The organism is Halanaerobium sp. DL-01, from assembly GCF_003338615.1.
GTDB lineage: Bacteria > Bacillota > Halanaerobiia > Halanaerobiales > Halanaerobiaceae > QPJE01.
The window spans coordinates 178,279-203,437 of the sequence record NZ_QPJN01000001.1 but is presented as its reverse complement, the minus strand read 5'-3'; the positions used below and the strand labels follow the sequence as shown (position 1 = coordinate 203,437).

The window sequence follows — 25,159 nt, the reverse complement described above, 5'->3', positions numbered from 1 at the left end:
ACTGGAGGTATGTACTTTAATGGCAAATAAAAAAAATAAAAATCTTGTAATAGTTGAATCACCGGCAAAAGCAAAAACAATATCCAAATTTTTGGGGGAAAATTATAATGTTGAAGCCTCAATGGGTCATGTTATAGATTTACCAAAAAGTAAAATTGGGATAGATATTGAAAATGATTTTGAACCAAATTATATTACTATCCGTGGAAAAGGTAAAATATTAAATAAATTAAGAAAAAAATCAAAAAAAAGCAGTGAAGTTTTTCTTGCAACTGACCCTGACAGAGAGGGAGAAGCAATTTCATGGCATTTATCAAGAGCACTTAAACTTGATGATACAGATAATATTAGAATTGAATTTAATGAAATTACAAAATCAGCAATTAAGAAAGCTATTAAAAATCCCCGCACAATTGATTATAATCTGGTAGATGCACAGCAAGCTAGAAGACTTCTTGATAGACTGGTTGGCTATAGTTTAAGCCCTCTTTTATGGAAAAAAGTGCGCAGGGGCTTAAGTGCCGGCAGAGTACAGTCGGTTGCTGTAAAGATAATATGTCAGCGTGAAAAAGAAATTAGAAATTTTGAAGAAGAAGAATACTGGACTTTAAAAGTAAAACTAAAAAATGGAAAAGATAAAATAACTGCAGACCTTTACAGAATAAATAATAAAAAATTTAATATTAATAATAAAGAAGATATGGATGAAATAATTTCAGATATAAAAGATAAAAATTTTGAAATTATTAAAGTTAAAGAACGCAAAAGAAGAAGGAATGCAAAGTCTCCTTTCACAACAAGTACAATGCAGCAGAATGCAGCAAACAGACTTGGTTTTACTGCTAAAAAGACAATGTTTTTAGCTCAGCAGCTGTATGAAGGAATAGATGTTGGCAGTGAAGGTACAGTTGGTTTAATCAGTTATATCAGAACTGACAGCACCAGAATATCTGCCGAAGCCAGGAATAGTGCTGTTGATTTTATAAAAGAAAAATTTGGCAGTAAATTTTTGCGAAAATCCTCTGCAAAGAAAAATAATAAAAACGCACAAGATGCACATGAGGCAATTAGACCGACAGATGTAAATAGAACCCCTGAAAAGATGAAAAAATATTTAAATAATGATCAGTTTAAACTATATGAACTTATCTGGAATCGCTTTACAGGAAGTCAAATGAGTGCTGCAATTTATGAGACAGTTTCTGCTGTTTTAAAAAGTGGAGATAAATATAAATTTAGAGTTAGTGGATCAAGACTTCTTTTCCCTGGTCATCTTATTTTAACAGGGAAATCTACAGAAGACGTAATTGATTTACCTGAATTAAAAGAAGGAGATAAATATAGAGCAGAAGAATATATCCCAGAACAGCACTTTACCAGTCCACCACCACGATATTCTGAAGCGAGTCTGGTAAAAACTCTGGAAGAAGAAGGTATTGGCCGTCCAAGTACTTATGCGCCAACACTTTCTACAATAGTTTCACGGAATTATGTTGAAAAAAAGGGTAAATATCTGCATCCAACAGAACTTGGAGAAACAGTGACAGAACTGCTGTCTGAATATTTTCCAGATGTTACTGATATAGAGTTTACTGCTGAACTGGAAAAGAGACTTGATGAAATAGAAAATGGAAATAAAGAATGGAAAAAGGTATTAAAAGATTTTTATGAACCGTTTTATAAAAGATTAGAATATGCACGAGAAAATATGGAAAAAATAGAAATTGTAGAAGAAATAGATGAAATCTGTGATGTCTGCGGCAGACCGATGGTTGTAAAATATGGACGCTATGGTAAATTTTTGGCCTGCTCGGGATATCCAGAATGTAAAAACACTAAACCTTTTGTAGTTAAAACAGGAGTCAGCTGCCCTGACTGTAAAGATGGTGAAATAATTGAACGAAAAACTAAAAAAGGGAAAACCTTTTTTGGATGCAGCAATTATCCTGACTGTAATTTTCTGACCTGGAATAAACCTGTTAAAAAACCCTGTCCTGAATGCGGCAGTTTAATGGTAGAAAAAAGGTCAAAATCAAAAGGTGAATATTATAAATGTACTAATAAGGAATGTGGTCATGAGGAAAAAGCAGAAGAATAATAAATTTCATTCACAAATAATCCATATCATATGATTTTCTGGTATTATATGATATTTTTTGGTTTGTTTAAAGTTGTGAATATTATCTCGTAAACTTGACTTTTATAATCAATCCATGTTAATATTAAAAAAATAGATTAAAACTATTTTGAATCATATGACAATTTAAAAATAAGTTTTATAAGAAGTATAAGAAAAGGAGGTTCTAAATTGTCGGTAACAGATTTTAAAGCAACAACTATAGTTGCTATTAGGCACAAAAACTGTACTGCTCTGGCAGGTGATGGTCAGGTAACACTCGGCAATACAGTTATGAAAGGAACAGCTAAAAAAGTAAGGCGCTTATATAATGATAAAGTTTTAGCTGGTTTTGCCGGCACATCTGCTGATGCTTTTACTCTGTTTGAAAAGTTTGAGGGAAAGCTGGAAGAATATCATGGTAATCTGCAGAGAGCAGCAGTGGAACTGGCTAAAGAATGGAGAACCGATAAATTTTTAAGAAAACTTGAAGCTTTGCTAATAGTTGCAAATCTGGATGAAATTTTGATTATTTCCGGAAATGGGGATGTTATAGAACCAGATGGAAAGATATCTGCAATTGGTTCTGGTGGTCCTTATGCTAGAGCTGCAGCATCTGCTCTTTTAAACCATGCTGATAATTTAAATGCCGGAGATATTGCCAGAGAAGCACTGCACATAGCGGCTTCTATTTGTATTTATACCAACAATAATATAACTCTGGAACTTTTGACCGGAGGTGAAGAAAAGAATAATAATGATAAATAAAGAATATACCCCAAAAGAAATAGTTAAGGAACTCGATAAATTTATTATTGGGCAGGATGAAGCAAAAAAATCAGTTGCAATTGCTCTTCGCAATAGATATCGGCGCAAACTGGTAGCAGATGATCTAAGAGATGAAATTATTCCCAAAAATATTCTTATGATTGGACCAACTGGAGTTGGAAAAACTGAGATAGCACGTAGATTAGCTAAAATAGCCAGTGCTCCTTTTATTAAAATTGAAGTAACAAAATTTACTGAGGTTGGTTATATTGGTCGTGATGTTGAATCTATCATCAGAGATATTACAGAATTTGCTATTAGGATGGTAAAGGAAGAAAAAATGAAAGAAGTAGAAGCAGAAGCTGAACAGCTTGCTTTAGAACGAATTGTAGATAAAATACTGCCTGGAAGTAAAAAGAAAAAAAAGGAACCGTTTTCCTTTTTAATGGATGAAAAAGATTATTCAGATAATACTTCTTCCTCAGATGATGCGGAAATTGATAATAGAATAGAAAAGCGAAGAGAAAGAATGCTGAAAAACCTTAAAGATGGAAAACTTGATGATAAAAAAATAGAAATTGAAATTGAGGCAAGTTCTCCCCAAATGTTAGAAATTTTTTCTGGTTCTGGTGTTGAAGAAATGGGAGTGAACTTTCAAGATATGCTGGGGAATATTTTTCCAGGACAAAAAAAACAGAAAAGAGTATCTATTGCAGAAGCTAAAGATATTTTGAAAGAATATGAGGCTCAAAAACTTATCGACATGGAACAGGTTAAAACTGAAGCTATAAATAAAGTAGAAAATGATGGAATCGTTTTTTTAGATGAAATAGACAAGATTGCTGGTAGAGAATCCGGCTCAGGCCCTGAAGTCTCGCGCGAAGGTGTTCAGCGGGATATACTTCCTATTGTGGAAGGTTCTACAGTAGTTACAAAACATGGTTCAGTAAAAACAGATCATATTCTATTTATTGCTGCTGGTGCATTTCATGTTTCCAGCCCTTCGGATTTAATTCCTGAACTACAGGGAAGATTTCCAATTAGAGTAAATTTAAATAGTTTAAGCAGGGAAAATTTCAAAGATATATTATTAATTCCCAAAAATTCTCTTATTAAACAGTATATTGCACTTCTGGAAACAGAAGGAATAAAAATTAATTTTACAGAAAAAGCAGTAGAAAGAATTGCAGCTTTTGCCTTTGATGTAAATGAAGAGACAGAAAATATTGGTGCACGCAGACTGCAGACAATTATGGAAAAGCTGTTAGAAGATTTATCTTTTGCAGCACCTGATATGGATAAATCAAATTTTGAAATTGATGTTGACTATGTTAATGAGAAATTAAAGGATGTTGTGCAAAATAAAGATTTAAGCAGATATATCCTGTAATAAAAATTAGAAATGGAGGTAATTTAAATGGATAATTTATTAGAAAAAAGCCGAAAAATAAATCGACTACTGCAGAGAACCGGAGGAAAGTCTGTAGATTTTAATGATATGGCATATGTTTTAAAAGAAGCTATAAGCTGTAATGTTTATGTAACAAGTAGAAAGGGAAAAATTTTAGGATACAGTCTTCTAGATGATTTTGAATGTGATATTATGGAAAATGAAGTAATAGATAAAGGTGAATTTCCGGAAGATTATAACAAAGGCCTGCTGAGAATTCGGGAAACAAGGTCTAACATAGAGCAAAAAAAAGGAAAGTGTGTTTTTGCAAAAAATGAAGACTGCCTATTTGAAAATAAATTAACTACAATTGTTCCTGTTATTGGAGGCGGTGACCGTTTGGGTACACTTGTTCTGGCCAGATATGGTAATAAATTTAACGATCATGATCTTGTGCTTGCAGAATATGGTGCTTCTGTGGTTAGTATGGAAATTATACGTTCAAGAAGTGAAAAAATAGAAAAAGAAGCCCGAAAAAAAGCTGCTGTACAGATTGCTATTGATACACTTTCTTACTCAGAATTAGAAGCTATTGAACATATTTTTGATGAGTTAGATGGTATGGAAGGACTTTTAGTTGCTAGTAAGGTTGCTGATAGAGTTGGTATAACAAGGTCAGTTATAGTAAATGCATTGAGAAAATTTGAAAGTGCTGGAGTTATTGAATCCCGTTCTTTAGGTATGAAGGGAACTTATATTAAAGTTCTCAATGATTATCTGCTGGAAGAACTAGATAAGCTAAAAGCATAAGCTGAAATGTCCTTCAATTTTGGAGGACATTTATTTTTTATAAATTTTGTTGATTATTCTTTAAAACTATGGTATACTTTTTTGTGGCAAAATACACACGGCAGTTGATCTAAACACTGGTGCTGTATAAAAATATAGTTGTGTTTGGAGTTGATACTGTCGGAGGACAAACCAGGAAAGGAGGTGCAGGAGTTATGTCAGTTGTAAACATGAAACAACTCCTAGAATCGGGTGTTCATTTCGGACATCAGACCAAAAGATGGAATCCCAAAATGGAGCAATATATTTTCACAGAAAGAAATGGCATTTATATTATTGACCTTCAGCAGACCGTTAAATTAATTGATAAAGCTTATAATTTTGTTAAGGAAGAGGCTGCTAAAGGAAAAACCGTTTTATTTGTAGGTACAAAGCGTCAGGCGCAGGAAACTATAAGAACTGAAGCAGAAAAATGTGGAATGCCTTATGTAAATCAGCGCTGGCTTGGTGGTATGTTAACAAACTACCAGACAATCAAAAAGCGTATTGATAGATTAGAAGAGCTTGAACAGATGGAAGAAGAGGGAGTATTTGAAGTACTGCCCAAAAAGGAAGTAATTGAACTTAATAAAGAACATGATAAACTCGAAAAATTCCTTGGCGGTATTCGTAATATGAATGGTCTTCCGGATGTAATCTTTATAACAGATGCAAGAAAGGAAGATATAGCAGTTGCTGAAGCAAGGAAACTTAATATCCCAATAGTTTCTATTTTAGATACAAACTGTGATCCAGATCTGATAGATTATGTCATTCCTGGTAATGATGATGCTATTAGAGCTGTTAAGTTAATTACCAGTGTTATTTCTGATGCAGTGCTTGCTGGTAAACAGGGGCAGCAAACTGCTGATGAAGAAGAAATGGAAGATAAAGTAGAATCTAATGAATAATAGGATTTATATAAAGCGCTGGTAAGGTTTTTGCTTTGCCGCGCTTTTTTTATACTAAAAAGGAGGTTATTTTGATGGGTGTAAGTATGAAAGATATCAAGGAACTGCGTTCCCGCACCGGTGCTGGAGTTTTAGACTGTAAAAAAGCACTAAATAAAAAGAATGGAAATATTGATTCTGCAGTTGAATACTTGAGAGAAAAGGGAATGGCTGATGCTGCTAAAAAATCCGGTAGGATTGCTGCAGAAGGTCTTGTAAATCTTAAAATTACTGAAGATAGGAAAAATGGGATTATTGTTGAAATTAATAGTGAAACAGACTTTGTGGCTAAAAATGAAAGATTTCAGGGTTTGGTAGATAAAATTTCCGAACATATTCTGCAGAGTGAGTCAGATAATGTAGAAACATTATTAGAAGAAAAATGGCATCTTGATAATAATAAAACAGTTAATGACATTATAAAGGAAGCTATTGCAAATATCGGAGAAAATATTAATCTAAGAAGATTTAAAAGATTTGAAAGTGATGGTTTTCTTTACGGCTATATTCACCTTGGTGGTAAAATAGGTGTTATGGTAGATTTTGATGGTGAATTTTCTGAAGAAAAAGAACAAACTGCAAAAGATATTGCAATGCATATTGCAGCACTAAAGCCAGAATACTTAAGCCGGGAAGATGTAAGCCAGCGTGATATTGAAAAAGAAAAGAAAATTTATAAAGAACAGATGCTGAATGAAGGCAAACCAGAAAATATAATAGAAAAGATCGTTGAAGGTAAAATGAATAAATATTATACCCAGGTCTGTCTATTAGAACAGCCATTTGTAAGAGATGACGAAAAAAGTGTTGCAGATGTTTTAGCTGAAAAAGATATGTCTGTTAATGAGTTTGTGCGCTTTGAAATTGGTGAAGGTATAGAGAGAAAAGAAGAAGATTTTGCTGCTGAAGTTATGGCAGAAGCCAGAAAAAGCCAATAATAATTAAAAAAGAGAGCACTTTAACAGAGTGTTCTCTTTTTTAAGATATTCCTTTTTATTTAAAGGATATTGAAAAAATTCCGAGAATATTATTTAATGGAGGTTAATTAGATAATGACAGAAAATCCGATTTATTCGAGAATTCTTCTCAAAATCAGTGGAGAAGCTCTGGCCGGGAAAAATGGTTTTGGAATTGATCCGGACATGATAAAAAAAATTGCCGCAGAAATTCATGATGTTGTAAATGAAACAGGTGTTGAACTGGCAATTGTAGTTGGTGGTGGAAATATTTTTAGAGGAGTTGCCGGAAGTGCACGCGGTATGGACAGAGGTACAGCAGACTATATGGGCATGCTGGCAACAGTTATTAATGCTATGGCCTTACAGGATGCAATAGAAAAGTTTGGTATTGAAACTCGTGTCCAGTCTGCTATTGAAATGAGGCAAATTGCTGAACCTTATATTAGAAGAAGAGCAATTCGCCATCTGGAAAAAGGCAGAGTGGTAATATTTGCCGCCGGTACTGGAAATCCATTTTTTTCCACAGATACAACTGCTGCTTTGAGAGCTGCAGAAATTTCGGCTGATGCGATTTTAATGGCAAAAAATGTTGATGGAATATATGATTCAGATCCTGCTGTAAATGCAGATGCAGAAAAACATGAGCAGTTAAGCTATATTGATTTATTAAATAAATCTCTTCGGGTAATGGATTTTACTGCTGTATCACTATGTATGGATAACAAAATTCCACTGATTGTTTTTGGAGTTAAAAAAGAAGGTAATATTAAAAAAGTAGTACTGGGTGAAAAAATCGGTACATCTGTCAGTTAATCTTACTTAAGGAGGATTTGAGTATGTTAAATAAAGTTATGAAAGATACAGAAGATAAGATGCAGAAAGCTTTAGAAGCCACTAAAGAAGATTTAAACACAATTCGTACAGGCCGTGCCCGCCCTTCATTAGTTGAGAATATTAAAGCTAACAATTATGGTGTAGCTACTCCCATTCAGCAGATGGCAAAAATTGTTGCTCCAGAACCTAGATTAATAGTAATAGAACCCTGGGATAAAAACAATATTGAAGCAATAGAGAAAGCAATCATGCAGGAAAACCTCGGTTTAAACCCAAATAATGATGGAAATGTTATTAGAATTAATATTCCGAAACTGACAGAAGAGAGAAGAAAAGAACTGGTAAAGATTCTGCACGAAAAGGCGGAAAAGGGAAGAATAACTATTAGAAATATACGACGTGATGCAAATGATATGTTAAAAAAATATGAAAAAGATGGGGAAATTTCTGAAGATAACATGCACAGAGGTCTTGATAACGTTCAGGAACTGACCGATAAATATATAGATAAAATAGATTCTATTACAAATAAAAAAGAAGAAGAAATCATGGAAGTTTAAAATGGAATTTAATTTCGATGATTTTTTGGGCGGTTCTCTATCAGAAATAATTAATTTTTTAAAAACAAATAATATAGAATATAAATTAGTGCAGACCAAGGTCAGAAAAAGGGAAGAAAAAGGGATTAAAAGAGTAATAAATATAAAAAAAAGGGAAGATCATTATTTAATTATCTGGTCATATCAGTATTATTAATAACTTAAATAATTTTTATCAAATTTTAGTATCCCCCTCTCATGAGGGGGTAATTAATTAATTGTGAAGGGATGATTTTCATTGAGTAATCCTAATCATATAGCAATTATTATGGATGGAAACGGACGCTGGGCTAAATACAATGGTATTCCCAGACGTGAAGGCCACAAAAAAGGAGTTCAAACTCTGAAAAATATTGTAAAATATACTGCTGAAGCGGAAATCAACTATCTGACCGTTTATGCCTTTTCTACAGAAAATTGGAAGCGGCCAAAAACAGAGGTCAATTTTCTTATGCAGTTAATAAAAAAAACACTGCGGGAGGAAAAGCAGGAACTGATTGATAATGGTGTTAAAGTTAATTTTTTGGGAAGAAAACATGATCTTCCTGCTCAATTAATTAAAGAAATAAAATTAATTGAGCAAAAGTCTGCAAAAAATAAAAAATTAACTTTAAATATTGCTTTTAATTATGGTGGAAGAGCAGAAATTATTGATGCTGCAAAAAATATTATTAATAAATTTTCTAAAAATACAGAAATGCTTAATAAAATTGATGAAAATATTTTTGCTGATAATCTGTACGTGCCTAATCTGCCGGATGTTGATCTTTTAATAAGAACTGGTGGAAATAAAAGAATCAGTAATTTTTTGCTCTGGCAGATTGCTTATGCAGAATTATACTTTACTGATCAGTACTGGCCAGATTTTTCAGAAAAAGACCTTGAGGCTGCTGTTGAAGAATTTAAAACTAGAGAGCGTCGTTTTGGTGGTCTAAAAAATGATGGTGATATATGATGCTGAAGAAAAGAGTAGTAAGTGCTGTAATTGGTATACTACTATTAATTTTGCTTATATTTTATGGTTCATTAATTTTTACAATTACAGTTTCAGTATTAGTATTTATTGGTCTAAAAGAATACTGTAAAATGATACCTTTTAATATTAAATCCAGCAGGATAGTTATGTATTTTTCTGGATTTTTGCTGGTTATTAACAGTTATTTTGCAGTCAATAATTTTTTTAATTTACCCTATGGAATTATTTTATTTGTAATTGCAATTTTACTTTATTTAGATTTGCTGTTTAATTATGATGACAAAAGTTTTCTTAAAAATTTAAGCTGTGAATTTTTTGGAATAATATATATTGCAGGTGGAATGTCTTTTGCTGTTTTTTTAAGAGATTTTCCTTTTGCACCTTTTCAGAACACTTTTGCACTGTGGTTTGTATTAATAGCAACCTGGATTACGGATTCAAGTGCTTATTTTATAGGAAAAAACTTTGGAAAGAAGCAGCTTGCTCCTAAAATAAGCCCTAATAAAACTCTGGCAGGTGGGATTGGTGGAGTATTATTTACTGCCATTTTTATTCTTTTGGTGGGTTATTTTTTAAATATAAATTCTTTTTATTGGGTTATTTATTCATTTTTAATGCCGGCAGCTGCAATTATTGGTGACCTTTTTGAATCATGTTTAAAACGAAACTTAGGAGTTAAAGATACCGGAAACATAATTCCCGGTCACGGCGGAATTCTTGACAGATTTGATAGTTTTATATTTACGGCACCGGCTACTTATTATTTTCTTTATTTTCTTTTGGTGGTGTAATTTATGGCTGTAAAAAAATGGTATATCAGATATTTTTTGATGTTTGTATTTTTATTTATTTCTCTGTTTATTATTAAGTATATTTTTATCTATTTTACACCTTTTATCATAGCTGCTGTTTTATCCAGTCTTATAAATCCAGTGGTAGATTACTTTGATAGCTTGATTCCAATTAATAGGGGATTTATTGTTATTTTAGTTCTTGCTTTAGTACTTATTTTAGTTATTTCTATGCTTATAATTGGTGGTGCTCAAATATATTTAGAATTAACTCGTCTTTTAAAAAATTTGCCTGATTATAAAAGTATCGGCACCAGATTTCAGTGGATAGTAAATCAGAATAAACAGTTTGAAATTTTTCTGGAAAATCTGGATATATCAGAACCTGTAAAAGATGCTATAAACAGCAATTTTCAGATGATTTATGATGGAATAAGGAATACCATTATATCTTTTATAAATAATTTACTTGATTTTTTGAGCAGATTTCCAAATATGATGATGATTCTGTTTATTAGTTTTATTGCTACTTTTTTTATAAGTAAAGATAGAGATAAAATCAAAACTTTTCTTGTGAAGTTATTTCCTCAGGAAGTACAGCCCAAAATTGCCGATGTCTTTTCACAGCTTAATATTTCTGCTATTGGGTATATTAGGGCAATGCTGATATTAATTTCAATCACCGGTATTATTACAGGTTTGGGCCTGACTTTACTTGGAAATCAATATGCAGTAATTTTTGCTGTAGCTGCTGCAGTTCTGGATCTTATTCCGATTATTGGTCCTGCTATGCTGTTTTATCCCTGGATTATTATTTCTTTTTTGATGCAGAACATTTCTTTTGCTGTAAGTCTTGTTATTTTACATGCATTTATTGCCGGCATTAGATCAGCTTCAGAGGGAAAAATAATGGGAACAAATCTTGGTCTACACCCTTTAGCTACTATGACTGCTATATATTCGGGATTTAGAATTCTAGGTGTAATTGGAGTTGTTGTTGGGCCATCCTTTCTAGTACTTATTAAAGCAATTATTGACTCTGAACTTATAGATATAAAGGAGTGAAAAGATGAAAGAAATTATTATTTTGGGTTCTACCGGTTCTGTGGGAACTCAGACATTAGAAGTAATAGATCATTTGGATAACTGGAGAGTTAAAATACTTGCTGTATATGAAAATACTGAACTGTTAAAAAAACAGATCAAAAAATACAGACCTGAATATGCTGTTGTAGTCGATAAAGAAGCAGCTGTAGAATTAAAAAAGACAATAACCGTAAAAACGAAAATTTTAGCAGGTGAAAATGCTTTAATTGATGCTGCTTCTGAAAATGCAGATTTGGTTTTAAATGCCGTTGTTGGAGCAGCTGGGCTTAAACCCTCTATAGCTGCTGTAAAGGCAGGTAATGATCTTGCACTGGCTAATAAAGAAAGTCTTGTTATTGGTGGTAATATTTTAACTGAAGCTGTGAAACAAAATGATGTTAATCTTCTGCCGGTCGATAGTGAACATAATGCTATTTTCCAGCTTATGGAAAATCATCAAAAAGATCTTAAAGAGATTATTTTAACTGCATCTGGTGGGCCATTCTTTTCTTTTACACAGGAACAGTTAAAAGATGTTTCAGTAAAAGATGCATTAAATCACCCCACATGGGAAATGGGTAATAAAATAACAATCGATTCGGCATCACTTATGAACAAAGGGCTGGAAGTGATAGAAGTTCACTGGCTTTTTGATGTAAATTACGATCAAATAAAAGTGCTTATTCATCCACAGAGTATAGTCCACTCTATGATTCGCCTCACTGACGGCACTATAATGGCAGAAATGGGTGCCGCAGATATGCGAATACCCATTCAATACTGCTTAACATATCCTGACAGGCAGAAAGTTATGACTGACGATCTGCAGCTAGAAGAAGTAGGAATACTTGATTTTTATAAACCTGATACAGAAAAGTTTCCTGCTCTTGATTATGCATATACTGCCGGTAGAGCAGGTGGAACTTTTCCAGCTGCGCTAAATGCCAGCAATGAAGTTGCTGTAAAACATTTTCTGCAGGGGAATATTCCTTTTTTAGCTTTAAATAGAGTTACTGCGTCTGTACTGGATATGCACGAAAATATTTCCAATCCAAATTTAGATGAAATTATTGCTGCTGACAGATGGGCCAGAAAAACAGCTCTGGAGGTTATTAATAAATGGTTTTAACGATATTTACATTTATTGTTGTACTGGGAGTTCTAATTTTTATTCATGAATTTGGGCACTATATAACAGCAAAAAAATCTGATATACTAGTAGAAGAATTTGCATTAGGTTTTGGCCCAAAATTAATTTCTAAAAAAGTTGGAGAAACAGTTTATTCCATAAGGAGCATCCCCCTGGGTGGATTTTGCAATATGGCTGGTGAGTTTCCTGCTGATGATGAAGATATGGAAGAAAAGGAACGAACAACTTACAAAAAAGCAGAAGAAAATGGCAGGCTGTTTCATCAAAAATCAGCTTTTAAGCGTTTTGCTGTAATATTTATGGGCCCTGTAATGAACTTTCTGCTGGCCGGCTTTATATTTATCTTAATTTTTTCTGTTTTCGGTATTCCTGTATCAAGCTCAAATGAAGCTGTACTGGGAGAAATTATTCCAGAAAAACCAGCTGCTGAAGCAGGTCTGCAGCCAAATGATAAAATAATATCTATAAATGGAATACAGGTAAAAAGCTGGGAGGAAATGGCATCATTAATTAGAGAAAATCCTTCTAAAGTAATAAAAATTGAATTTGAAAGAAACGGAAAAATTAAGCAGGTAACTTTAATACCTGAATACAGCAAAGATTCTAATGGAGGGATAATCGGAATATATCCACAGCTAATCAGAGAAAAAATATCATTTTTCGAATCAATAAAACTTGGTATTTTGCAAACTTTTAGAATAATACAGTTTACTATTATTGGTTTTATTCAGATGGTTTCAGAGCCTTCTGCATCAGACATTGGTGGGCCAATCATGATTGCATCGATAGTCGGTCAAGCGGCTCGTGTTGGAATATTAAATGTTTTAAACTGGACAGCCATAATAAGTATTAATCTCGGCATAATTAATTTGCTTCCTTTTCCTGCACTTGATGGAGGTAGAATATTATTTATAATAATTGAAATGTTAAGAGGAAAAGCTGTTGATGCCAAAAAAGAGAATTTTGTACATTTAATAGGTTTTGCAATTTTAATTATGTTTATGATATTTATTATTTATAAAGATATTATGAGGAGTTTATTTTAGTAAGAAAGTCAGAAGAGGTGTTAATCGATGTATAGGAGAAGAAAAACCAAAAAAGTTTATTTTGGGGATGTTCCGGTAGGTGGTGATGCCCCTATATCTGTTCAGTCAATGACAAATACTAAAACTTCTGATATTAAATCAACTGCTGAACAGATAAAAATATTAGAAAATTTAGGCTGTGAAATAATTAGAACAGCAGTACCTGATATAGAAAGTGCACGAGCTATAAAAGAGCTAAAAAAAGAAATTAATATTCCTATCGTGGCTGATATTCATTTTGACTATAAACTTGCACTTGAATCAGTTAATTCAGGTGTAGATGCACTGCGTATAAATCCAGGAAATATTGGGAAAGAAAGAAATATAAAAAAAGTGGCAGAAGCTTGTCAAAAAGCTAAAATACCGATAAGGGTTGGCAGTAATTCTGGTTCAATAGAAAAATCAATTTTGGAAAAATATGGTGGTCCTACAGCAGAGGCTATGGTAGAAAGTGCTCTGCAGAATATCCGTATTCTGGAAGATAATAATTTTTTTGATATTGTTATATCACTTAAATCAACCGATATTTTTACAACAATAGAGGCCTATTCTCTTATGGCTGAAAAGGTAGATTACCCCTTCCATATTGGTATTACTGAAGCTGGTACTTCCTGGGGGGGTACTATTAAATCTTCTATAGGTATAGGATCACTGCTGAGCTGTGGATTGGGTGACACTATCCGTGTTTCGCTGACTGCTGAACCAGAAGAAGAAGTTCGTGTTGGCTGGCAAATATTAAAATCTCTCAAGCTGCGGGAAAAAGGAGTGGAGATTGTATCCTGTCCAAGCTGTGGAAGAACAGAAATTGATTTAATTCCTCTGGCTGAACGGGTGGAAAAATTGACTTCTCATATTGATAAAAATATAACAATAGCAGTAATGGGATGTGCAGTCAATGGTCCTGGAGAAGCAAAGGAAGCAGATATAGGTATAGCGGGAGGGAAACAGGAGGGACTTATCTTTAAAAAAGGAAAAGTTATAAAGAAAGTTCCAGAAGAAAAACTTTCAGAAGAGCTTTTAAAAGAAATTGAAAATATTTAACTGAATTAAAACGGTTTATATGCGAATGTTAAAATTATATCTACCAACCCTAAAAGAAGAGCCTTCTGAAGCAGAAATAATTGAAGCAAAATTAAGGTCAAGTAATAAAGATTATAGACTTTCCCCATTTTTTATATACTGCTGCAAAAAGGGGAGATGCAGGAATATTGAAATTTTTAGTCAATGAATCTTAACGAAATGAAGGAAGAAATAGGGTTGAACTGCAGGATGGAGTGAGCTAATCATGAGTCAGGAGGACTCATTGATTAGTGTGCCCTATTTCACATCCGAATTGAGTTTTAGATAAATCTAAAAATTTCGTTGATGACTAAAGCCCCCTTTTTGCAGCTTGAAAATAAATTTTGGGGAAACTCCTTATAAAGATTGTGTGATAAATCTGGACAATTATTAAAAGAAATTAAAGAATTATATAACAAAATTGACAATTATAATTAGGTATAAGGTGTGATTTTTGTGGACATTTCAGCGTTAATACCCGCCTACAATGAAGAAAAACAAATATCTGGTGTTTTAACTACATTAATTAAAGTTGATTATCTCAAAGAAATTGTAGTAGTAAATGATGGCTCAAAAGATAAAACTGCCGAAATAGCATCCTCTTTTGGAGTAAAAGTTATTACCCTTCAGGAAAATAGAGGTAAAGCAGCTGCTGTAATGGAAGGAATTAAACACTTAAGTTGTGAAATTGTTGTTCTGCTGGATGCTGATCTGATCGGCTTAAAAAAAGAACATATTGATCAACTGGTAGAACCTATGTTAAATGATGATTTAGATATGTGTGTGGGTATTTTAGAAAACAGCAGCAGTATTGCAGAAATTGCACAGCAGATTACACCTACTTTATCTGGGCAAAGAGCAGTAAAAAAACATATCTTTTATCAGATTGAAAATTTAGAAGAATCAGGATTTGGAATTGAATTAGCTTTAAATAAATATGTAAAGAACTACGGTAGATCTTTTCAGGTTAAACTAAATAATGTAAGCCATGTAAAAAAAGAAAAGAAATTCGGCTTTTTAAAGGGATTTGTAAAAAGATTAAAAATGTATTTAGATATAATAAGAACTTTTTTTCTTAATTTATTTAATTGAGTTATGAATTTAGGAGGTATTTTAATGAACAAGGCAGTATGCTGCAATATAGACAATAACAATACTCCTTTTAAATATATTTTATGTGATGAAAAAAATAGTAAAATTATGCTTTTATCAACAAAAAAAGTATCTTCAGAAGAAATTAAAAGTTTGATAGAAAAAAAACTAGATTTTTTAACCAGAAAATATCAAATAGAAGTGATAGATAATTTAAGCCTTAAAGAAGAAATAACACTGATATGGCCACATATAATTCGGAATTTTAAAGATGAATTTTGTTTTACTACTAACTGGCTTAAAAGAGCCCATATTTTTGTGGAAGATAATCAATTGATGCTAAAAATGGAAACAGAAGTAGCAAAAAAAGCTCTCGCTCAGAAAAAAGTAATTGTTTTCTTGGAAAAAAACATAAATAAATATCTTCCACAGATAAAAAAAGTTACTGTTCATAATGGCGATTTTCTGGACGACATTAAAGAAAAAACTCTTATTGTCGAAGAAATGAACAAAAATAATACTGATGACAGCAGCAGTGTTAGTGCTGAAATCAACAATAAAAAATCTTACAAAAAGAAAAATAAACAAAATAGAAATAAAACCAATATAATATGCGGCCGTAAGATAAAGCAAAAAACTACTCACACACTGGATCAGCTCAATAGAGAAATATCATCTGCTGTGGTAGAAGCTTCAGTCTTTTCAGTTGAAAAAAAGGAAACACGCAAAGGCAAACTGCTCTACATATTACAGATCACAGATTACAAAAGCTCTATCTCTGCCAAAGTTTTTTCTGATGATGAAATTGAAAAAATTGAATCACTCAATAAAGGTGACTGGATAAAACTTAGAGGGAAAGTTACTTTTGATCCATACAGCAGAGACTGGAATATTCTCTTTAATGATATGATGAAAATAAATAAAAAAACTAGACAGGATAATAATCCAAAAAAAAGAGTTGAATTACATCTCCATACACAGATGAGTGCTATGGATTCAGTACTTAATATTAATGATGCTGTTAAAAGAGCAGCAGATTGGGGTCATAATGCTGTTGCTGTAACTGATCATGGTGTGGTTCAATCTTTTCCAGATGCCTATAAAGCCGGTAAAAAATATGGTGTTAAAATCATCTATGGTTTAGAGGCATATTTAGTTGATGATGGTGAACCAATAATTACCAAACCTTTCCCTGAAAAAATTGATGAAGTGGAATTTATAGTTTTTGATTTAGAAACAACTGGTCTTAATCCTTCTCAGCATGAAATAATTGAAATTGGGGCAGTGAAATTTAAAAATGGTGAAATTATAGACAAATTTAATACATTTGTAAACGCCAAAAATAAAATACCATCCAAAATAACTGAAATTACAGGTATTAAAGAAGAGATGCTTAAAGCCGCACCCTCTTTAAAAGAAGCGGTTAATAAATTTCTTGAATTTGCGGATAATTCTGTTCTGGTAGCCCATAATGCTGATTTTGATTATGGTTTTATAAGATCTGCACTGCAGAATTTGAATATTAAAAAAGATGAGTTTACTGTTTTAGATACTTTATCACTTTCGCGAGCACTGGTTAAAGATATTAAAAATTACAAATTAAATACTCTTTCAGACTATTTTGCTGTTGACTTAAAAAATCATCACCGTGCTCTTGATGATGCACTGGCTACAGCAGAAATACTGGCCAATCTGCTGAAGCTTTTAAAAGAAGATAAAAATGATAGTTTAATGGATATAAATAATTATATCAGCAAAATAGATTGGAAAGACTTAAGACCGTTTCATACAGTTTTACTTGCTAAAAATAAAAAAGGACTTAAAAATTTATATAAACTGGTTTCTATTTCACATCTAAATAATTTTTATAAAAAACCAAGAATTTTAAAAAGCAAGCTTCTTCAGTATCGGGAAGGACTTTTGGTGGGATCTGCCTGCGAATCAGGTCAGCTATTTAAAGCACTTGTTAATAACAGACCTATCAATGAAATAGAAAAAATATCTACTCTCTATGATTTTTTTGAAATACAGCCTTTAGGAAATAATGAATTTTTAATTCCTGATAAAGTTAATTCTAGTCAGGATCTGAAAAATATAAATAAAAAAATATATAACCTTGGCAAAAAATTGGATAAACCTGTTGCAGCAACTTCTGATGTTCATTTTCTTGATCCACACGACAGTATATTTAGAAAAATTCTGCAGGTAGGACAAAAATTTCCTGATGCTGATCAGCAGCCACCATTATACTATAGAACAACAGAAGAAATGCTGGATGAATTTTCCTATCTTGGGAAAGAGGCTGCTGAAGAAGTTGTTATTACTAATACTCAGAAAATATCTGCACAGATTGATAATTTGCAGCCTATTCCGGATGGGCTGTTCACTCCAGAAATAAAAGGTGCAGAAGAGGAGATAAGAAAAATGTCTTACAGAAAGGCCCGCAAACTTTATGGAGAAAATTTGCCCCAACTTGTTGTCAGCAGGCTGGAAAAAGAGCTGAAATCTATAATAGATAATGGGTTTGCTGTGATATATCTAATATCACATAAACTTGTTAAAAAATCACTTGAAGATGGATATTTAGTTGGTTCCAGAGGTTCAGTTGGCTCTTCATTTGTTGCCACTATGTGTGAAATTACTGAAGTAAATCCTCTGCCACCACACTATAGATGCCCTAAATGTTTTAAAAATGAATTTATTGAAGATGGATCAATAGGTACAGGTGTAGATCTGCCTCCAAAAACATGTCCGGAATGTGGCTCTCAATATGAAAAAGACGGTTTTGACATTCCTTTTGAGGTTTTTATGGGTTTTAAAGGTGATAAAGTTCCTGATATTGACCTCAATTTTTCCGGTGAATATCAAAGTGAAATACATCATTATACAGAAGAGTTTTTTGGCCGTGATTATGTTTTTAGAGCAGGTACAATATCTACAATTGCTGAAAGAACAGCTTTTGGTTTTGTTAAAAATTATTTAGATGATAGGGGAATAGAAGTTAATCAGACTGAAATTAATCGATTGGTAGATGGATGTACGGGAGTGCGAAAAACGACCGGACAGCATCCGGGCGGACTAATGATTGTACCAAAATCTAAAGATATATTTGATTTTTCTCCCATTCAGCATCCTGCCAATGACCAGTCAATAGATGTCAGGACAACTCATTTTGATTATCATTCAATCAGCGGCAGAATTTTAAAACTAGATCTACTTGGACATGATGATCCTACATCAATTAGAATGCTGCAGGATTTAACTGGTATAGACCCCAAATCTATTCCACTTGATGATAAAAAAACTATGAGCATTTTTTCTAATCAGAAAGCTCTCAATCTTAATTCAGATATCTTAAAAACAGAAGTTGGTACTCTTGGTATACCTGAATTTGGTACAGGATTTGTAAGACAGATGCTTGAAGATACAAGGCCGACCACTTTTGCAGAACTGGTTAGAATAAGTGGACTTTCTCACGGTACAGATGTATGGTTAAATAATGCTCAAAATTTAATAAAATCAGGAAAAGCTAAACTTTCAGAGGTAATATCTGTGCGTGATGATATTATGAACTATTTACTTCAGAAAGGTGTTGATCCCCAGGATTCTTTCTGGATTATGGAACATGTTCGAAAGGGAAAAGGACTGACCAAAGAAGAAGAAAGTATAATGAAAAATAATAACATTCCCAGCTGGTATATTGATTCCTGCAAAAAAATAAAATATATGTTTCCTAAAGCACATGCAGCTGCTTATGTCACAATGGCATTTAGAATTGCATATTTTAAAGTACATTATCCAGCAGCATTTTATACTACTTATTTCAGCACTAAAGCTGATGATTTTGATGCACAGCTCGCCTGTAATGGGCGCCAAAAAGTTGAAAAAACTATTAGAGATTTGAAAGACAAGGGAAATGATATGACTGCCAAAGAAAGTGGAACTCTTACAGTACTAAAAATTGTGTTAGAAGCTATGCTGAGGGGAATAGAGTTTATGTCTGTTGATATTTATAAATCAGATGCATCTAAATTTAAAAAAATAGATAATAAACTACTTCCACCTCTAATCAGTCTGCAGGGTCTTGGGCGTAGTGCTGCCGAAAGTATTGTGGAAGAAAGGTTAAAATCAGATTTCACTTCTATTGAAGACCTTTCAAATAGAACTTCTGTTACTAAAACTGTAATAGAAAAGCTCAGAGAACATGGTTCTCTGGATGGATTACCCGAAAAAAATCAGCTCTCACTCTTTTAAAATAGTTACCTATTTTTAAATTATGCTGTACAAAATTAGATAAAGGAATATTAAAATTTCTTACTCAATTATTATTCACAAGACCAGAGGAGGGATTCCTGCATTTTATGCAGGTACACTAACCTGACAAGTATGATAACTATTAATATTTTTTAAAAAACTATTAGATTTGGCGTAACGCAATAGAATATTGGAGGAGAGATAATGATTATTGATTTTTTAATTGATCTATCACCCCTAATGCAGGCTTTACTGGCAACATTATTTACCTGGTTTGTTACAGCTTTGGGGGCAGCAGTAGTTTTCTTTTTTAAAAATGTTAATCGCAGACTTCTTGACAGCATGCTTGGGTTTGCTGCTGGAATAATGATAGCAGCAAGTTTTTGGTCTTTACTTGCTCCTGCAATAGAAATTTCCGAAAGTCAGGGAGTAGCAGGTTGGATTCCTGCTGTAATTGGTTTTTTAATGGGAGGAATATTTTTACGTCTGGTTGATATGGTTTTGCCTCATCTGCATCCAGCTTTAGCTAAAAGTGAACCTGAGGGAATTAAAACTAACTGGCAGAGAAGTGTTTTGTTGGTTCTAGCAGTTACTTTACATAATTTTCCAGAAGGACTTGCGGTTGGAGTAGCTTTTGGGGCAGCTGCAGCGGGTATTCCGTCTGCTACAATTGCTGGTGCTGTTGTACTGGCAGGGGGGATTGGACTTCAGAATTTTCCTGAAGGAGCAGCTGTATCTATTCCTTTAAAAAGAGAAGGCCTTTCTGCAAAGAAAAGTTTTATGTATGGTCAGCTTTCGGGAGCTGTTGAACCTATAGCAGGAATTTTAGGTGCAGCAGCAGTTTATTATATTAGACCTATACTTCCTTATGCTTTAGCTTTTGCTGCCGGTGCAATGATTTTTGTAGTAGGAGAAGAGTTAATACCCGAAGCTAACTCAGAAGGCAACAGTGATTTAGCTACGACAGGTTTAATGTTGGGTTTTGCAGTCATGATGTTTTTAGATATTTCTCTTGGTTAATTTAAATACTGTTTTATTAATAAGTTTAAGATATCTGGAGTAAGATTATTTTTAGAGTTGCAAAATGGGGAAACTCCTTTTAAAAATTATTAACTTGCAAGAAAAAAAAAGCTGTGATAAAATTATATAAGTAATGAAAATTTGTTTATAATGATGAAAAAGGAGTGGGGCTTCCCACTCCTTAATTATAGCAGTAATATAAATAAAAACTTAATATTTAGAGAGGAGTGATTTTTTTGGGTAAAATAGCTGATAAAGTTAGTAAATTTGTGCTCCCAATTGCTCACAGTGAAAAATTAGACCTTATTGATGTTGAATATTTAAAAGAAGGAAACAGCTGGATTTTGAGAGTTTTTCTCGAAAACAGTGATGGAGATCTAACTATAGAACAGTGTGAAAAAGTAAGCAGGGCCCTGGGAAATATTCTAGATGAGGAAGATCCAATTCCAGATAGTTATATACTGGAAGTTTCTTCTCCAGGATTGGAGAGACCACTTAAAAATAAAAAAGATTATGAGAGATTTAATGGAGAATATATCTATGTTAAAACATATAAAAATATTAACAGCAAAAAAGAATTTACAGGTATACTTAAGAAATCAGATGACGAAAAAATACAGCTAAAATTAAAAAATGGTAAAACATTAGATATAGATTATTCACTGATTGCAAAAGCAAATTTGACTGTTGAAATTTAAATAAAGGGGGGGTTATAATGAATGTAGATTTTATTCAGGCCCTTGATGATATCGAAAAGGATAAAGGAATTAGTAAGGATATTTTAATAGAGGCAATTGAAACAGCACTTGTTTCAGCTTATAAAAAAGATTTTGGTTCAAAAGATAATGTAAGAGTTGATATTTCTGCCAAAACTGGAGATGTAAGAGTTTATTCCAGAAAAGAAGTGGTAGAAGATGTCAGCAGTGAACATTCAGAAATCGCTTTAGAAAAAGCAGAAAAAATAAATCCAAATTATGAGCTTGGTGATATTGTTGAAATCGAAGTTACCCCAGCTAATTTTGGCAGAATAGCTGCTCAAACGGCAAAACAGGTTGTAATGCAGAGAATTAGAGAAGCAGAAAGAGATGTAATATATGAAGAATACAAACAAAAAGAAGATGAATTAATTACAGGTACTATTCAGCGTTTTCACAACAATAATATATTGATAGACATGGGAAAAACTGAAGCTTTGCTGCCACCTTCTGAACAGATAGAAGGTGAGGAATATGAGATTGGGAAAAGAATAAAATTATATGTTGTTGAAGTTAGTTCCACAACTAAAGGTCCACGTATTCTTGTTTCTAGAACTCATCCAGGTCTGCTGAAAAGATTATTTGAAATTGAAGTACCGGAAATTTTTCAGGGAATAGTTGAAATAAAAGCTGTTGCAAGGGAAGCAGGACATAGATCAAAAATGGCTGTTTCTACTAATGATAAAAAAGTTGATCCGGTTGGAGCATGTGTCGGTCCTAAAGGTATGCGGGTACAGGCTGTTGTTGATCAGCTAAACAATGAAAAAATTGATATTGTAAAATGGGATGATTCACCAGCTGTTTTTGTTGCAAATGCTTTAAATCCTGCTAAAGTAGTTGATGTTACAATAAATAAAAAGGATAAAATTGCAGAAGTGGTTGTTCCGGATTTCCAACTTTCTCTTGCTATTGGAAAAGAAGGACAAAATGCCAGACTTGCTGCAAAATTAACTGGCTGGAAAGTTGATATTAAAAAAGAATCTGAATTTGATGATAAAGAAGATTCTGTATCTGAAACAGCAGCTAATCTGGAAGCAGAGACAGCTGAAGTCAGTTCTGAAGAATTAGAATTAAATGTTAAAGAATTAGAAAATACTGCTGAAGAAGAAAAAAATCTTAAGGAGGATTAAGATTGCAGAGAAGATCACCTATTCGTAAATGTGTAGGCTGTGGTGACCGCAGAGACAAAATTGAATTATTGAGAATTGTTAATAATAAAGGAGAAATTATTATTGATCCAGGCGGAAAACTGCCCGGTCGTGGAGCATATCTTTGTCCAAACATGGATTGTTTAGAAAAAGCTGTGTCTAAAAACAAACTATCAGATGCATTAAAATTTGAGATTTCAGATGAAATTTACGAAAAAATTTCGGAGGAGATCAAACATGATTAATTGACAGCAGAATATTATGGAGGTGTAAGTATGGGAAAAATAAGAGTATATAATTTAGCAAAAGAATTAGATATGGACAGTAAGGATTTGGTGGAACTGCTAAAAGATTTAGATATAGATGTATCCAGCCATATGAGTACAATTACTGAAGAAACAGCCCAACTTGTATTAGGAATGTATAAGGATAAAAAAGAAAACAGTGACAAAGAAGATCTGTCTGATGAAGAAAGTAATGAAAAAAATACAGCAGAAAATAATGATAAAACAGAAGATGGAGAGGAAGAAAAAGCTATAGAAATAGAAACACCAATAACCGTTAGAGAACTTGCCGAAAAAATTGATAAAAATGCTAATAATATAATTGTTGAACTTATGAATTTGGGTATAATGGCCAATGTAAATCACCCACTTGATGAAGAAGTGCTTGACCTGCTGGCTGATGAACTTGGAATTTATTTTATCTATAAAACTGATAAAGAAGATTTTACAGAAGAAAGAGTTGGACCACAGATAGAAGATAGGCCTGAAGATCTACAGATGAGGCCGCCAATAGTAACTGTTATGGGTCATGTTGACCACGGTAAAACAACACTGCTTGATGTTATAAGAAAAACAAAAGTTGCTGCAGGAGAAGCAGGTGGCATTACTCAGCATATTGGTGCATATCAAGCAGTAGTAAATGACAAAAAAATAACTTTTATAGATACTCCAGGCCATGAAGCTTTTACAGCTATGAGGGCCAGAGGAGCTCAAATTACTGATATTGCAATACTTGTTGTTGCAGCAGATGATGGAGTTATGCCGCAAACTGTAGAAGCAATAAATCATGCAAAAGCTGCTGGAATACCAATTATCATTGCTGTAAACAAAATAGATAAACCAAATGCACAACCGGAAAGAGTAAAACAGGAATTAACAGAATACGGTCTTGTAGTTGAAGAATGGGGTGGAGATACTATATGTGTGGAAGTATCAGCCCTGCAGGAAGAAAATATAGATGAACTGCTGGAAATGGTGCTGCTTGTTGCAGAAATGGAAGAGTTGAAAGCAAACCCCCATAGACCGGCAGAAGGTGTTGTTATAGAAGCTGAGCTTGACAAAGGACGAGGAGCAGTTGCAACTGTGCTGATTAAAAATGGAACTCTCCACATTGGAGATGCCCTCTTAACTGGATCAACTTATGGCCGGGTTAGAGCCATGTTTAATGAAAGAGGAGAAAATATAGAAGAAGCCGGTCCTGCAGAGGCAGTTGAAGTTTTGGGATATAATGATGTTCCTCAAGCAGGAGATTTTGTGCAGGTTCTTGAAGATGAAAAACAGGCACGCAGTATAGCTGATCAGCGGCAGAACGATAAACGTCAGAAAGAAATTCAGCAGGATGCAAAGGTATCCTTAGAAGATCTATATAAGCAAATTCAGGAAGGTGACGTAAAAGAACTCAACATTATCCTGAAGGCTGATGTGCAGGGATCAATTGAGGCTGTAAAACAGTCCCTACTCCGTCTGGAAACAGATGAAGTAACACTCAACATAATACACACTGGTGTTGGAGGAATAAATGAAACAGATGTTAATCTGGCCAGTGCTTCTAATGCGATAATTATTGGTTTTAATGTAAGACCTGACAGCAATGCATTGGCTATGGCAGATAAGGAACAGGTTGACATTAGATTATACAGAGTAATCTACAAAGCGTTAGAAGATATAAAAGATGCTATGGCTGGTCTGTTGGATCCAGAATTAAAAGAAGTTGTTAAGGGCCGTGCAGAAGTTCGAGCAACATTCAAAGTACCTGGAGCTGGTATAATAGCTGGAGTTTATATTACTGATGGACTTGTAAACAGAAATTATGAAGTAAGACTTATTCGTGATGGTGTTGTAATTCATGAAGGGACAATTTCTTCTCTCAAAAGGTTCGAAAACGATGTTAGAGAAGTTAAATCCGGATATGAATGTGGTGTTGGAATTGAAAACTACAATGATATAAAAGAAGGAGATATATTAGAATTCTATACTTATAAGGAAATAAAAAGGTCCTTATAGAGGTGAAAAAT

General features: G+C 33.2%; 22 protein-coding genes. All 22 read left to right on the top strand.

What is annotated here, in order from left to right:
- Positions 1–19 precede the first annotated feature (19 nt).
- The 22 genes from topA (at position 20) to infB (ending at position 25,148) form a co-directional block, all read left to right on the top strand.
- Positions 20–2,098: a type I DNA topoisomerase gene (gene topA / locus DER71_RS00970; RefSeq protein ID WP_114457015.1), complete on the top strand. Its 2,079-nt coding sequence runs from the start codon at positions 20–22 to the stop codon at positions 2,096–2,098.
- Positions 2,099–2,308: 210 nt separating this feature from the next.
- On the top strand, positions 2,309–2,884 hold the full coding sequence (hslV, locus tag DER71_RS00965; RefSeq protein WP_114457014.1) for an ATP-dependent protease subunit HslV: 576 nt from the start codon (positions 2,309–2,311) through the stop codon (positions 2,882–2,884).
- Positions 2,874–4,274: an ATP-dependent protease ATPase subunit HslU gene (gene hslU, locus DER71_RS00960; protein ID WP_199505628.1), complete on the top strand. Its 1,401-nt coding sequence runs from the start codon at positions 2,874–2,876 to the stop codon at positions 4,272–4,274. Before hslV ends, hslU begins: the two co-directional genes overlap by 11 nt.
- A gap of 27 nt (positions 4,275–4,301) precedes the next feature.
- The gene (gene codY / locus DER71_RS00955; RefSeq protein WP_114457013.1) at positions 4,302–5,084 is read left to right on the top strand and encodes a GTP-sensing pleiotropic transcriptional regulator CodY; all 783 of its coding nucleotides are present in this window, start codon (positions 4,302–4,304) and stop codon (positions 5,082–5,084) included.
- Between the two features lie 194 nt (positions 5,085–5,278).
- A complete protein-coding gene (gene rpsB / locus DER71_RS00950; protein ID WP_114457012.1) occupies positions 5,279–6,013 on the top strand; it encodes a 30S ribosomal protein S2 in 735 nt (244 codons plus the stop codon).
- Positions 6,014–6,087: 74 nt separating this feature from the next.
- Positions 6,088–6,990: a translation elongation factor Ts gene (tsf, locus tag DER71_RS00945; protein ID WP_114457011.1), complete on the top strand. Its 903-nt coding sequence runs from the start codon at positions 6,088–6,090 to the stop codon at positions 6,988–6,990.
- A 114-nt stretch (positions 6,991–7,104) separates the two neighbouring features.
- Positions 7,105–7,824, top strand: a complete 720-nt coding sequence (pyrH, locus tag DER71_RS00940) for a UMP kinase (protein ID WP_114457010.1) — start codon at positions 7,105–7,107, stop codon at positions 7,822–7,824.
- Positions 7,825–7,847: 23 nt separating this feature from the next.
- Positions 7,848–8,405: a ribosome recycling factor gene (gene frr / locus DER71_RS00935; RefSeq protein WP_114457009.1), complete on the top strand. Its 558-nt coding sequence runs from the start codon at positions 7,848–7,850 to the stop codon at positions 8,403–8,405.
- Between the two features lies 1 nt (position 8,406).
- Complete coding sequence (locus DER71_RS00930; protein WP_114457008.1) at positions 8,407–8,601, top strand: hypothetical protein; 195 nt, start codon at positions 8,407–8,409, stop codon at positions 8,599–8,601.
- Between the two features lie 81 nt (positions 8,602–8,682).
- Positions 8,683–9,399 carry an isoprenyl transferase gene (locus tag DER71_RS00925; protein WP_114457007.1) on the top strand — a complete coding sequence of 239 codons (717 nt, stop codon included), beginning with the start codon at positions 8,683–8,685 and terminating at the stop codon, positions 9,397–9,399.
- A complete protein-coding gene (locus tag DER71_RS00920; protein ID WP_114457006.1) occupies positions 9,399–10,211 on the top strand; it encodes a phosphatidate cytidylyltransferase in 813 nt (270 codons plus the stop codon). The genes DER71_RS00925 and DER71_RS00920 overlap by 1 nt, the downstream gene beginning before the upstream one ends.
- Positions 10,212–10,214: 3 nt before the next feature.
- Positions 10,215–11,276, top strand: coding sequence for a sporulation integral membrane protein YtvI (gene ytvI, locus DER71_RS00915; protein WP_114457005.1), 1,062 nt, complete (start codon positions 10,215–10,217; stop codon positions 11,274–11,276).
- A 4-nt stretch (positions 11,277–11,280) separates the two neighbouring features.
- Positions 11,281–12,426, top strand: a complete 1,146-nt coding sequence (locus tag DER71_RS00910; protein ID WP_114457004.1) for a 1-deoxy-D-xylulose-5-phosphate reductoisomerase — start codon at positions 11,281–11,283, stop codon at positions 12,424–12,426.
- Positions 12,417–13,493 carry an RIP metalloprotease RseP gene (gene rseP, locus DER71_RS00905; protein ID WP_114457003.1) on the top strand — a complete coding sequence of 359 codons (1,077 nt, stop codon included), beginning with the start codon at positions 12,417–12,419 and terminating at the stop codon, positions 13,491–13,493. Before DER71_RS00910 ends, rseP begins: the two co-directional genes overlap by 10 nt.
- A gap of 27 nt (positions 13,494–13,520) precedes the next feature.
- Positions 13,521–14,573, top strand: a complete 1,053-nt coding sequence (gene ispG / locus DER71_RS00900) for a flavodoxin-dependent (E)-4-hydroxy-3-methylbut-2-enyl-diphosphate synthase (protein WP_114457002.1) — start codon at positions 13,521–13,523, stop codon at positions 14,571–14,573.
- A gap of 474 nt (positions 14,574–15,047) precedes the next feature.
- A complete protein-coding gene (locus tag DER71_RS00895) occupies positions 15,048–15,683 on the top strand; it encodes a glycosyltransferase family 2 protein (RefSeq protein WP_114457001.1) in 636 nt (211 codons plus the stop codon).
- Positions 15,684–15,707: 24 nt separating this feature from the next.
- Complete coding sequence (locus tag DER71_RS00890; protein ID WP_114457000.1) at positions 15,708–19,937, top strand: PolC-type DNA polymerase III; 4,230 nt, start codon at positions 15,708–15,710, stop codon at positions 19,935–19,937.
- 204 nt (positions 19,938–20,141) lie between these two features.
- Positions 20,142–20,957: a ZIP family metal transporter gene (locus DER71_RS00885; RefSeq protein ID WP_114456999.1), complete on the top strand. Its 816-nt coding sequence runs from the start codon at positions 20,142–20,144 to the stop codon at positions 20,955–20,957.
- Positions 20,958–21,184: 227 nt separating this feature from the next.
- Entirely contained in the window at positions 21,185–21,655 is a 471-nt protein-coding gene (gene rimP / locus DER71_RS00880) for a ribosome maturation factor RimP (RefSeq protein ID WP_114456998.1), read from the top strand.
- Positions 21,656–21,672: 17 nt separating this feature from the next.
- Complete coding sequence (gene nusA / locus DER71_RS00875) at positions 21,673–22,842, top strand: transcription termination factor NusA (RefSeq protein WP_114456997.1); 1,170 nt, start codon at positions 21,673–21,675, stop codon at positions 22,840–22,842.
- 2 nt (positions 22,843–22,844) lie between these two features.
- Entirely contained in the window at positions 22,845–23,105 is a 261-nt protein-coding gene (rnpM, locus tag DER71_RS00870) for an RNase P modulator RnpM (protein ID WP_114456996.1), read from the top strand.
- Positions 23,106–23,135: 30 nt separating this feature from the next.
- Positions 23,136–25,148 carry a translation initiation factor IF-2 gene (gene infB, locus DER71_RS00865; RefSeq protein ID WP_114457031.1) on the top strand — a complete coding sequence of 671 codons (2,013 nt, stop codon included), beginning with the start codon at positions 23,136–23,138 and terminating at the stop codon, positions 25,146–25,148.
- The last annotated feature ends 11 nt before the right edge of the window (positions 25,149–25,159 follow it).

Excerpts from the sequence above, each read along its gene's own strand:
- topA (WP_114457015.1), top strand. The coding sequence starts at position 20 with ATGGCAAATAAAAAAAATAAAAATCTTGTAATAGTTGAATCACCGGCA.
- pyrH (WP_114457010.1), top strand. The coding sequence starts at position 7,105 with ATGACAGAAAATCCGATTTATTCGAGAATTCTTCTCAAAATCAGTGGA.
- hslU (WP_199505628.1), top strand. The coding sequence starts at position 2,874 with ATGATAAATAAAGAATATACCCCAAAAGAAATAGTTAAGGAACTCGAT.
- rseP (WP_114457003.1), top strand. The coding sequence starts at position 12,417 with ATGGTTTTAACGATATTTACATTTATTGTTGTACTGGGAGTTCTAATT.
- frr (WP_114457009.1), top strand. The coding sequence starts at position 7,848 with ATGTTAAATAAAGTTATGAAAGATACAGAAGATAAGATGCAGAAAGCT.
- ytvI (WP_114457005.1), top strand. The coding sequence starts at position 10,215 with ATGGCTGTAAAAAAATGGTATATCAGATATTTTTTGATGTTTGTATTT.
- nusA (WP_114456997.1), top strand. The coding sequence starts at position 21,673 with ATGAATGTAGATTTTATTCAGGCCCTTGATGATATCGAAAAGGATAAA.
- DER71_RS00920 (WP_114457006.1), top strand. The coding sequence starts at position 9,399 with ATGCTGAAGAAAAGAGTAGTAAGTGCTGTAATTGGTATACTACTATTA.
- DER71_RS00930 (WP_114457008.1), top strand. The coding sequence starts at position 8,407 with ATGGAATTTAATTTCGATGATTTTTTGGGCGGTTCTCTATCAGAAATA.
- codY (WP_114457013.1), top strand. The coding sequence starts at position 4,302 with ATGGATAATTTATTAGAAAAAAGCCGAAAAATAAATCGACTACTGCAG.
- rpsB (WP_114457012.1), top strand. The coding sequence starts at position 5,279 with ATGTCAGTTGTAAACATGAAACAACTCCTAGAATCGGGTGTTCATTTC.
- DER71_RS00890 (WP_114457000.1), top strand. The coding sequence starts at position 15,708 with ATGAACAAGGCAGTATGCTGCAATATAGACAATAACAATACTCCTTTT.
- ispG (WP_114457002.1), top strand. The coding sequence starts at position 13,521 with ATGTATAGGAGAAGAAAAACCAAAAAAGTTTATTTTGGGGATGTTCCG.
- DER71_RS00910 (WP_114457004.1), top strand. The coding sequence starts at position 11,281 with ATGAAAGAAATTATTATTTTGGGTTCTACCGGTTCTGTGGGAACTCAG.
- infB (WP_114457031.1), top strand. The coding sequence starts at position 23,136 with ATGGGAAAAATAAGAGTATATAATTTAGCAAAAGAATTAGATATGGAC.
- DER71_RS00885 (WP_114456999.1), top strand. The coding sequence starts at position 20,142 with ATGATTATTGATTTTTTAATTGATCTATCACCCCTAATGCAGGCTTTA.
- tsf (WP_114457011.1), top strand. The coding sequence starts at position 6,088 with ATGGGTGTAAGTATGAAAGATATCAAGGAACTGCGTTCCCGCACCGGT.